The organism is Mucilaginibacter tolerans (assembly GCF_030519375.1).
GTDB lineage: Bacteria > Bacteroidota > Bacteroidia > Sphingobacteriales > Sphingobacteriaceae > Mucilaginibacter.
This window is the reverse complement of the sequence record NZ_JAUMKB010000032.1, coordinates 1-10,670: the sequence shown is the minus strand read 5'-3', so window position 1 is coordinate 10,670 and position 10,670 is coordinate 1. Positions and strand designations below refer to the sequence as shown.

The following is a 10,670-nucleotide window of genomic DNA, read 5'->3' as shown; positions in this document are numbered from 1 at the left end:
GGCATCTTCAATGATAACTGGAATACCTATACTGCGCAGCATGATGTATCAACTTTTGGTGCCCAGTTGATGGTAGCTCCTGTAAAAGGCTGGACTGCTTATCTGAACGTAGCTTCAGGTCCAACTTCGGGAACTATATTTGACCTGACCACTGCTTATCAGATCACCGATGCATTTAAATTAGGCTTAAATGGCGCAACCTTTACTCCGGCTCATGGCGGCGGTGGTTATGACGGTGTTGTTTTATATCCTCAGGTAGCTGTTTCTAAAATCGTTACTTTGGGTCTCAGAGGCGAGTATTTTGAAGCCAAAGCTACGAGTGCCAATCCAAAATCTAATGTTACGGGCATCACTGCAACAGCAAACATTAAAGCAGGTGCATTAACTCTGATCCCTGAGATCAGATTTGACAATGCTAAATACCAGGTATTTACAGACAGCGATGGCGCTCCAACCAAATCAGCAGGTCAGTTTGTAATTGCTGCTGTTTATGCTTTCTAATGATTAAATATAATAGCCATGAAGATTAAACACGGGCGCACAATTTGTAATTTAGTTTGATTGAGTTCGTGTAAAAGGGGATGCCTGGAGATCATCCCCTTACTACTTTGAATGCCAATTATGAACGAAGAAAATAAGGAACAATCGGTAGAACATTTTCTTGAGCTGATCAAGCGTTCACGTCGTGGTAAGTTTAAGATCTATATCGGTATGAGTGCCGGGGTAGGTAAAACTTACCGGATGCTGCTGGAAGCGCATGCATTGATGCGAAGCGGTATTGATGTGAAGATCGGATATATCGAGACGCATCAGCGCAAAGAGACTGAAGCACTGATAGAAGGCCTGCCTGTAATCCCGCGCCGCAAACTGTTCTACAAAGGCAAAGAGCTGGAGGAGATGGACCTGAACGCGATCATCAGCTTGCGCCCGGAGGTGGTTATTGTGGATGAACTAGCGCATACCAACATCGAAGGTAGTCAGAATGAAAAACGCTGGCAGGACGTTCGTGATATTTTAAATGCAGGCATCAATGTGATCAGTGCTGTAAATATTCAGCACCTGGAGAGCATTAACGAAGAAGTGGAACGCATTACCGGTGCAAGTATAAAGGAACGTATCCCTGATAAAGTATTGCAATTGGCCGATGAGGTGGTGAATATCGACCTGACAGCTGACGAATTGATAGAAAGACTGAAACAGGGTAAAATCTACGATGAGAAAAAGATACCGATCGCATTAACTAACTTCTTTCAATCTGAACGGATATTGCAATTACGCGAACTGGCACTGAAAGAAGTAGCTCATCAACTGGAGCGTAAAATTGATACCGAGATACCTAAGAACATTAAGCTACGGGCCGAATTGTTTCTGGCATGCATCAGCACCAATGATGAGTCGGCTAAGATCATCATACGCAAAACTGCACGTTTGGCCTCCTATTATCGCTCCAAATGGTATGTGCTTTATGTGCAAACTTCGCACGAGAGCAGCGACAAGATCAACCTCGCATCACAACGCCATCTGATCAACAATATGAAAACGGCTACGCAATTAGGCGCAGAGGTGTTAAAGATAAAAAGTGATAATATTGCCAAAACAATCTGGGAAACAGCTGATAAATATGATATCACCACCATTTGCATTGGCAAACCGCATTTTAAATTCTACCAGTTGGTAATGAAAACAGCTGTATTTACCCAGCTTTTGAAGAAAATGTCAAAAACCGACATCGATTTAGTAATACTGTCATGACTATAAAGAATAAACTCAGAGCCGGTTTTGGCTTTCTATTTCTGCTGGCACTTATTTGCTGCGGCTTGTCTATTTGGTTTTTGAACCGGTTATCAGCTGATGCGGGCGTGATATTGAAGGACAACTACGAGACCCTGCAATATGTGAAAAACATAGGAAATGCACTTGATCAAAACGAATCGTCTCTCAATCATCAGCAGATTACCATTATAGAAGAAAACCTGGTTAAACAGGAGCATAATATTACAGAGCCGGGTGAGCAGCAGCTAACCGATTCTTTGCGTTCAAAATATGAACAGTTAAGACTCCAGGGTAACAATGCGCAAAAGCAAAGTGATTTAAGATTGCAGATACGCAAATTGCTTTATGGTATTATGCAGTTGAATATGAGTGCCATTCAGCATAAAAATGCGACAGCAAAGGGAACAGCAAGCAGTGCAACACTCGTTGTCGCTCTGATCGGGTCATTTTTATTTCTCATTGCATTTAGTTTTATCATCAATTTCCCGGGTTATATTGCTAATCCGATAAGAGAACTTACCGAGCGCATTAAAGAGATTGCTAAGCGGAACTATCATCAGCAGTTGAGCTTTAAATCGAATGATGAATTTGGCGAACTGGCCCAGGCTTTTAATACCATGACCTTTAAGCTTGACGAGTATGAAAACAGCAACCTGGCTAGTATTTTATTTGAGAAGAAAAGGATCGAGACGATTATTAATTCCATGCACGATGGTATCATTGGTTTGGATGAGAAATCATATATCATATTCGCCAACGAGGTAGCTTGCACGCTTATCGGTATCACTGAAGCAAATCTCATTGGCAGGTATGCACCTGATGTTGCACTTGAGAATGATCTGTTAAGAAACTTGTTGCTAACCAGTCAGAATAAGATCAAAATATTTGCCGATAACCGGGAGAGTTATTACTCAAAAGAGATGTTGTCAGTAGTAAGTAAGGATAAGGTTATTGGAAAGGTGATTATCCTGAAAAACATCACCGAGTTTCAGCAATTGGATGAAGCAAAAACCAACTTCATAGCTACTATATCGCATGAATTGAAAACGCCGATCTCATCCATTAAAATGAGTTTGAAATTGTTGGAAGATAAGCGAATAGGGGACGTCAATGCCGAACAAAAGCAATTGATCGGCAACATTGAGGATGACACACGTCGTTTATTGCAGATCACCGGCGAATTACTGGATATGGCGCAGGTTGAAACTGGTAAATTGAACCTGAATTTTGGCAGTACGCACCCTCAGAATATAGTGGATTATGCTATAAAAGCCATCAAATTTACTGCCGATCAAAAGCAGGTGAGCATAGTTGTACACTATGACGAAAGCCTCCCCGAAGTGCGTGCCGACCTGGATAAAACCACCTGGGTACTGATCAACCTGTTATCAAATGCGGTAAAGTATAGTCATGAGAAATCGGTTGTCAACCTGGATGTCAAGAAATTGAAAGGGGAGGATGTCGAGTTCTCGGTTCAGGATCACGGACGAGGTATCGAAAGTAAATATCTGCCGCGCATATTTGAGCGGTATTTTAAAGTGCCTGGAGCGAGTATGGAACAGACAGGCACTGGTTTGGGATTGGCTATTGCGAAAGACTTTATCGAAGCGCAATCAGGAAAAATTGGCGTGCAAAGCGAACTAGGCGAAGGCAGCAGATTTTATTTTACTTTAAAAAAGATTATTTAGCGAATAATTAACATTTTTGGAGTGAAATGTGATTCCTATGCTAAAACGGCTACTTTTCACTTCGTTATATCTGCTGTTTTTTATGCCTGTTTTTGCACAAACGCATGAAGACAGCATGAAGAATAATGCTGTAACAGATACCATTGTAAAACATTTGGCTGTTGATACGACTGCCAAAAAACAGACTGATACCGCTAAACATGCAGCAATAGATAGTGTCGTCCAAGTACATCCGGCCGATAGCGCAGTGAAACATGCTGTGGTTGATAGTGCTTCAGTACGTTACAAACCGGCAATAAAAACAGCTAAGAAATCACCTGCTAAAACGGCACCTAAACCGGCTGCGGTTGCTGATTCTGGAATCAAACATTCGACGGTTAAAACTATTAATGACTTAAGATACAATGCCTATCTGAAAGGCGATGACCTGGATGGCATGGCGCTCACAGGCGACCTGAACCATTTTCCGTCTCCGGATAGTGTATTGAAATATAAGAAGCAGCTTGACCTGAGCCCGATACAAGTAGGACAATTAACCAAACTTTCAAACGAATTGCATCGGAAAAAGATAGAAATGGGCACTAACATTATCCGCAATGAAAAGATGCTGGATAGCCTTTTTCACTCCCGCTATATTGATGAAGGCTCACTAATTTTTTATACCAATCGCGCCGGACTGTACTTCGGAGAAATGAAAGGAGCGATATTGATGGCCTGTTATAATGCCGAAAAGTTCTTAACTCCTGCGCAGATAAAAAAACTGGAAACTTTGGAAAAAAACAAATGACCCGTTTAGTAGTTCAATAGCTTAAGTGGTTGATTAATTAAGCAGTCTTCAACCTAATCAACTTAATCCGACTCAATCAACTATTTTACCATTTCATTTACTTAAATTTGCGACCCTTAACAAAGTATATGAAAATATCTTTTGATTTTGAAAAGCCTCTTGCTGATCTGCAGCAGCAGATTGATAAAGTGAAGCAGGTTGAAGAGAAGACCAAGGTGGATATGTCTGCAACGGTAAACGAATTGCAGGAAAAATTTGATACTGCCAAAAATCAGATATACAGCAATTTAAATGGCTGGCAAAGGGTCCAGATATCCCGCCATCCGGAAAGGCCGTACACCTTGCAATACCTGGAGTTGATGTGCGACGATTTTATTGAATTGCATGGTGACCGGACAGTTGGCGACGACAAGGCGATCATCGGTGGGTTTGGTACAATGGGCGGCCACACTGCTATGTTTATCGGTCACCAGAAGGGGCGCAATACGAAAGAACGTCAGTATCGTAACTTCGGTATGGCAAACCCTGAAGGCTATCGTAAAGCCTTGCGGCTGATGAAACTGGCCGAGAAATTCAATAAACCCGTTATTACCCTGATTGATACTCCGGGGGCATTCCCTGGGCTTGAGGCTGAGGAACGCGGGCAGGGTGAAGCCATTGCCCGTAACCTGTTGGAAATGTCTGTGTTGAAGGTGCCTGTTATCTGCGTGATCATTGGCGAGGGTGCATCTGGAGGTGCTTTGGGCCTGGCAATAGGCGATAAAGTACATATGCTCGAAAATTCATGGTATTCGGTGATCTCTCCCGAAAACTGTTCTACCATTCTCTGGAAAACCTGGGAAAATAAAGAACGTGCAGCCGAGGTTTTGAAACTATCGTCGACTGAAATGTTCAAGAACAAACTCATCGACGGCGTTATAAAAGAACCTATTGGCGGTGCGCACCAGGATCCTGTTGCGATGGCAACCACATTGAAAAAGCATCTCCTAAAGGATCTAAAGGAGCTGCAAAGCAAGAACATTGATGAACTGGTAACAGAAAGAATTGATAAATTCTGTTCGATGGGGGTGGTGGTTGAAGAGTAATTTTTAGCCCTTAATACTCACTTTGCACTTTTTTTAAAATTGCTTTTGAACTTAATAAAATCGTCTTATATTTGCATTCCTTTTCGGAGTGGCAACATGCCGGGTGGAGATTGCCTGATAGTATAATGGTAGTACGACGGTTTTTGGTACCGTTTGTCTAGGTTCGAATCCTGGTCGGGCAACAAGGGAATTTCGGATTTCGGATTTTCAATGTCGGATTTATCCGGTTGATAATTTGAAATCCGAATTGTTTTTAATCAGGTACAAAGTAATTCTGAAATTGTAATTCCGAAATCCGAAATAAAAAAAGATGCCTTTACAATTTAATCCAATCAAACTATTTGCCGGTTCAGGAACAACCGATTTGGCAGCAAAAATTGCAATAGCTTATGGTAAGGAGTTGGGTGAAGTTGCGGTATCCCGTTTTAGCGATGGCGAATTTCAGCCGCACTTCAACGAGACAGTGCGTGGCTGCGATGTGTTCCTCATCCAGTCAACCAATCCGCCTACCGATAACCTGATGGAGTTGCTGATGATGATTGATGCTGCACGCCGCGCATCGGCACATTATGTAACCGCTGTTATTCCGTATTTTGGTTTGGCTCGTCAGGACAGGAAAGATAAACCCCGTGTGGCGATAGGCTCAAAACTGGTGGCTAACCTGTTGGTGGCTGCGGGTATCAACCGGATTATGACAATGGACCTGCACGCAGCGCAGATACAGGGCTTTTTTGATATCCCTGTTGACCATTTGGATGCATCCATCATTTTTGTGCCTTATATCAAAAGCCTGGGTCTGGAAAATTTAACCATTGCTTCTCCGGATATGGGCGGATCATACAGGGCACGAACTTTTGCAAAGTTTTTCAATGCAGAAGTAGTAATATGTGATAAACGCCGTAAGCGTGCCAATGAGATCGAATCGATGACCCTGATAGGTGACGTAACGGACCAGGACATTGTACTGATAGATGATATTTGCGATACTGCCGGTACTTTAGCAAAGGCTGCCGGTTTGATCATGGAGCGTGGTGCGCGCAGCGTGAGAGCAGTTTGTACTCACCCGGTGTTGTCAGGTAATGCATACGAGACGATCGAAAAGTCAGTATTGACCGAGTTGATCGTAACCGATACCATTCCGCTGAAATATCCGAGCGGGAAAATTAAAGTACTGTCGACCGCCGACCTGTTTGCGAAGGCTATCCTGAACGTAAACGAGCACGGATCGATCAGCCAGTTGTTTAAGGTATAAGTGAGCTTATAGTCTGTGGTCAGCAGTCCATAGATTTTTTTGAAATGAATAATTAACACATGGTCGATTGGCTATGGATTTTTAATATAGATAAATAAAAAACAAATGAAATCATTCGCTATTAGCGGTTCTCCAAGAGAGAACGTAGGGAAACGCGACGCCAAGGAGCTGCGTTACCAAGGTTTGATACCTGCCGTACTTTACGGTGGCAAAACTCAAACTCACTTTGCAGTACCTGCAGCTGAGTTAAAACCAGTAATTTACACTCCTGTTGTTCACTTCATCGACATTACAGTTGGTAATGTAAAATCAACAGCGATCATACAGGACATTCAATTCCACCCGTTAACTGAGCAGATCCTGCACGTTGACTTTTTGGAATTGGACGAGAAAAAGCCTATCGCTATTGAAATCCCTATCCGTTTAACCGGAACTTCTCCAGGTGTCAAAATGGGTGGTAAACTAGTTCAAAAACTGCGTAAACTGCGTATCAAAGCTTTACCTAAAGATCATTTAGATACTATCGACGTGAGCATCGAAGACCTTGAAGTAGGTAAGTCAGTTCGTGTTGGTGATTTGAAATTCGACAAATTAGTTATCACCAATGCAAAAGAAGATACTATCGTATCTGTAACTACTTCCCGTGCACTGCGTCAGGCTGAGCAGGAAGCTGGTAAAAAATAATTTAGCATGATTTCGCCGATTGGTGAAAGATTGCGCAGATTAATAGCGATGGGTTTTATACCCGTCGCTATTTTTGTTTGAAAAGAATATCTTCGCACATTTAATTTGAAGAACAAAACCTTTTTACGCCTTTGGCAAAAGCCGGTAGTTATGAAGTATCTGATAGTAGGTTTAGGAAACATAGGGCAGGAGTATGCCGATACCCGGCATAACATTGGCTTTATGGTGCTGGACGAACTGGCAAAGCAGGAGAATGCCAAATTCTATAGCATGCGTCTGGGCTATTATACAGAAGTATCCTATAAAGGCCGGATGCTGTACCTCATCAAGCCGACTACCTACATGAACCTCAGCGGGAAGTCGCTCAATTACTGGATGAAAGAGCTGAAGATACCAATCGACAACGTCCTGGTAATTGTTGATGACATAGCCCTGCCCTTAGGCACTCTCCGTCTGAAACCAAAAGGCAGTGCCGCTGGTCACAACGGTTTAAAAAATATCGAATACACTTTAGGCCATAGCAACTACGCCCGTTTACGCTTTGGAGTAGGCGATAACTTTCCCAAAGGCAAGCAAGTAGATTATGTCCTCAGTGGCTTTGATGACGACGAACTACCGCAACTTCCCGCCCTGATAGAACGCTCTATCGAAATGATTAAAAGTTTTGCAACCATTGGGGCAGAGCTGACCATGACGCGCTTTAATAAATAAAAGTTACTTTCGTGCCGCCTCATACGGGCTCACCCCAATAGGGGGATTTTTTGTTAAAAAGAGTTAAATAATTGTTAAAAGCTCATTTTTGCTGTAACGCTTTAACGAATCAGGCGTCACTTACCGAAAACCGCCTTTCATGAAAACCTTTTTACTTGCCTTATTTTTTTGCTTATTATCCGGCCTGGCAGTTGCCCAAAGCGGTGGCCCTGCACCAACTATTACCATAGAGGGTACTGTGCTCGATTCGGCTAATAATAAGCCAATGGGTTATGTAACCGTTGCCATACAGGATTCAAAAACACATACAGGTATAAAAAGCGGCCTCACCAAAGACAACGGTACTTTTGCTTTAAAGGCACCAGCCGGCAAAACTTATGAGGCCATTTTGGTATTTGTAGGTTATCGTAATAAAACAGTAGCTATAAGCGGGGGTAGTACGGATGTGAATATTGGTAAGGTATTACTTGCTGCATCATCCAGTCAGTTGAAGGAGGTTTCGGTTACCGCAGCCCGGCCATTAATGAAGCAGGAGGTAGATCGAATTAGTTATGATATACAAGCCGATCCTGACAGCAAAGCACTCTCTGTGCTGGACATGATGCGTAAAGTGCCGTTATTGACCGTTGATGGCAACGATAACATTCAGCTTAAGGGCAGCAGTAATTATAAGATATTGATTAACGGTAAAGAGTCGGCGCTGGTAGCTAAAAACCCCTCTGATATTTTGAAATCCATGCCTGCTACCAACATCGAAAAGATTGAGGTGATCACTACGCCCCCTGCAAAATATGATGCAGAGGGTTTGGCAGGGATCATTAATATTGTCACTAAACGGAATGCCGACCAGGGATACAACATTGGTTTCAATAGCCGCTTTAATTCTGTTTTTGGAGCGGGCTATAATATCAACGGTACAGTCAAGCAGGGTAAATTCGGCGCGTCATTCTTCGGCGGATTTGGTAGCAATGGCACGCTGACAAATACCAATGGAAACATAGAAAATATTTTTGCTACCAATACGAATATAAACCAGTCCGGAACGACCACACAAAAGGGGCGCTTTCATTATGGCGGTACAGAATTGAGTTATGAAATAGATACCTTAAACCTGCTTACCGCGTCTGTCGATCTTTTTGGCAATAACCAGGATCAGCATGGCCTTTCCAGTTCTTTAATAGATAGCCTGGGCATAACAAAACAAGCTTATACCTTGCATAACACTGGTAATGGCAGCTTTACAGGTTTTGATGCCTCAATAAACTATCAGCTTGGATTTAAAAAATCAAAAGACGAATTGTTGACTATATCCTACAAATACAGCTATTCGCCTAACAAGCAATATAACGATAATGTCCTGACAGACAGGATCCAATATAATATACAGCAAAATCCTGATTACAGGCAATACAATGATGCAGGCGATCGGGATCACACCATACAAATTGATTATGCAACACCTTTGTCTAAAGTGTTATCTATCGAAGCCGGAACTAAGGCTATTTTAAGGAGCAATTATAGCGATTACCATGTGGATGATCGTTACAATGTTAATAACCCGTACATGAGCAATGATACACTGACCAATAATTTCACTTATCACCAGGATATCTACAGTGTGTATAATTCCTATCAGTTAAAAATGGATAAATGGACGGGTAAGGCAGGTTTGCGATTGGAGCATACTGCTCTTAGTGCTGATTTTACTTCGGCGGGGAGTTCTATTGCTCCAAGTTATAATAATCTGATCCCGTCTGTTTCTATTCAACGCAGTTTTAAAAGCAGCAGTCTGAACTTTGGCTACACACAGCGTATACAGCGACCGGGTATATTTCAGCTAAATCCGTTTACCGACAAATCAAATCCAACCTTTATCAATACTGGTAACCCCGCATTAAAGCCCGAACTTGATAATACTTTTGAATTGACCTACAGTAACTTTACAAAAAACTCGATTAATATTGGCTTAAGCTATGCTTTCTCAAACAACTCGATACAGAATGTGTCTAGTTTGCGCACAATACCGGGTAGTAACGGTAAGTTGGATACAGTTACCTATACCACTTTTGAGAATCTCGGCGCTAACAAAACCCTGGGGCTAAATGTGCATACCAATATGAATCTGACCAAGCGATTTACGCTGGGATTAAACGGCCAGGTAAACCATGTCTGGCTCAGTGGTAAATTCGACGGGGGAGAATATCACAATGACGGTTTTACAGGCAATGCATTTGGTAACCTGCGCTACAAGTTTGATAATGGTTTTGCTCTATCATTTAATGCAGGCTTTTTCAGTGGTAACGTGAACCTGCAAGGTAGCTCGAGTAACTTTATCTTTAATCAATATCTGGTGTCAAAAGAGTTCTTCAAACGTAAGCTGACATTGGTGTTAGTTGCCAATAACCCTTATAGCAAATACAATACATTCCGTAATACCGTTCATTCAAACGACTTCTACCAGTCGTCTTATAATCAGAATTATTACAGATCATTTGCTTTCAGGGTCAACTTTAAGTTTGGTAAGTTCAATGGTAACATTAAAAAGAACGAGCACGGCATCGAGAACGATGATACCAAAGGAGGGAACAAAAGTTCAAGCGGAAACGGTAATTAGAAGTCGGAAGTCGGAAGTCGGAAGTCGGAAGTCGGAAGTCGGAAGTCGGAAGTCGGAAGTCGGAAGTCGGAAGTCG

At 42.3% G+C, this 10,670-nt stretch carries 9 protein-coding genes and 1 tRNA gene; all 10 read left to right on the top strand.

Annotation, left to right across the window (positions count from 1 at the left end; translation table 11 throughout):
• A partial coding sequence (locus tag Q3A68_RS23105; RefSeq protein ID WP_302903519.1) for an outer membrane beta-barrel protein occupies nucleotides 1-501 on the top strand: 501 nt, incomplete at its 5' end.
• Between the two features lie 120 nt (nucleotides 502-621).
• Nucleotides 622-1,752: a sensor protein KdpD gene (locus Q3A68_RS23100; protein WP_302903518.1), complete on the top strand. Its 1,131-nt coding sequence runs from the start codon at nucleotides 622-624 to the stop codon at nucleotides 1,750-1,752.
• Entirely contained in the window at nucleotides 1,749-3,461 is a 1,713-nt protein-coding gene (locus Q3A68_RS23095; protein ID WP_302903517.1) for a HAMP domain-containing sensor histidine kinase, read from the top strand. The genes Q3A68_RS23100 and Q3A68_RS23095 overlap by 4 nt, the downstream gene beginning before the upstream one ends.
• Nucleotides 3,462-3,498: 37 nt before the next feature.
• On the top strand, nucleotides 3,499-4,248 hold the full coding sequence (locus Q3A68_RS23090) for a hypothetical protein (protein WP_302903516.1): 750 nt from the start codon (nucleotides 3,499-3,501) through the stop codon (nucleotides 4,246-4,248).
• A 128-nt stretch (nucleotides 4,249-4,376) separates the two neighbouring features.
• Nucleotides 4,377-5,333 carry an acetyl-CoA carboxylase carboxyltransferase subunit alpha gene (locus Q3A68_RS23085; protein ID WP_302903515.1) on the top strand — a complete coding sequence of 319 codons (957 nt, stop codon included), beginning with the start codon at nucleotides 4,377-4,379 and terminating at the stop codon, nucleotides 5,331-5,333.
• A 111-nt stretch (nucleotides 5,334-5,444) separates the two neighbouring features.
• Nucleotides 5,445-5,515 (top strand) — tRNA-Gln (locus Q3A68_RS23080).
• A 128-nt stretch (nucleotides 5,516-5,643) separates the two neighbouring features.
• Entirely contained in the window at nucleotides 5,644-6,585 is a 942-nt protein-coding gene (locus tag Q3A68_RS23075) for a ribose-phosphate pyrophosphokinase (protein ID WP_302903514.1), read from the top strand.
• A gap of 105 nt (nucleotides 6,586-6,690) precedes the next feature.
• The gene (locus tag Q3A68_RS23070) at nucleotides 6,691-7,269 is read left to right on the top strand and encodes a 50S ribosomal protein L25/general stress protein Ctc (protein WP_302903513.1); all 579 of its coding nucleotides are present in this window, start codon (nucleotides 6,691-6,693) and stop codon (nucleotides 7,267-7,269) included.
• Between the two features lie 150 nt (nucleotides 7,270-7,419).
• Nucleotides 7,420-7,980: an aminoacyl-tRNA hydrolase gene (gene pth, locus Q3A68_RS23065; RefSeq protein WP_302903512.1), complete on the top strand. Its 561-nt coding sequence runs from the start codon at nucleotides 7,420-7,422 to the stop codon at nucleotides 7,978-7,980.
• A 139-nt stretch (nucleotides 7,981-8,119) separates the two neighbouring features.
• Entirely contained in the window at nucleotides 8,120-10,594 is a 2,475-nt protein-coding gene (locus Q3A68_RS23060) for a TonB-dependent receptor (RefSeq protein WP_302903511.1), read from the top strand.
• Nucleotides 10,595-10,670: the final 76 nt, after the last annotated feature.

What these genes read in the sequence shown, in the direction of transcription:
- Q3A68_RS23100 (WP_302903518.1), top strand. Translation starts at nt 622, where the DNA reads ATGAACGAAGAAAATAAGGAACAATCGGTAGAACATTTTCTTGAGCTG.
- Q3A68_RS23095 (WP_302903517.1), top strand. Translation starts at nt 1,749, where the DNA reads ATGACTATAAAGAATAAACTCAGAGCCGGTTTTGGCTTTCTATTTCTG.
- Q3A68_RS23090 (WP_302903516.1), top strand. Translation starts at nt 3,499, where the DNA reads ATGCTAAAACGGCTACTTTTCACTTCGTTATATCTGCTGTTTTTTATG.
- Q3A68_RS23085 (WP_302903515.1), top strand. Translation starts at nt 4,377, where the DNA reads ATGAAAATATCTTTTGATTTTGAAAAGCCTCTTGCTGATCTGCAGCAG.
- Q3A68_RS23075 (WP_302903514.1), top strand. Translation starts at nt 5,644, where the DNA reads ATGCCTTTACAATTTAATCCAATCAAACTATTTGCCGGTTCAGGAACA.
- Q3A68_RS23070 (WP_302903513.1), top strand. Translation starts at nt 6,691, where the DNA reads ATGAAATCATTCGCTATTAGCGGTTCTCCAAGAGAGAACGTAGGGAAA.
- pth (WP_302903512.1), top strand. Translation starts at nt 7,420, where the DNA reads ATGAAGTATCTGATAGTAGGTTTAGGAAACATAGGGCAGGAGTATGCC.
- Q3A68_RS23060 (WP_302903511.1), top strand. Translation starts at nt 8,120, where the DNA reads ATGAAAACCTTTTTACTTGCCTTATTTTTTTGCTTATTATCCGGCCTG.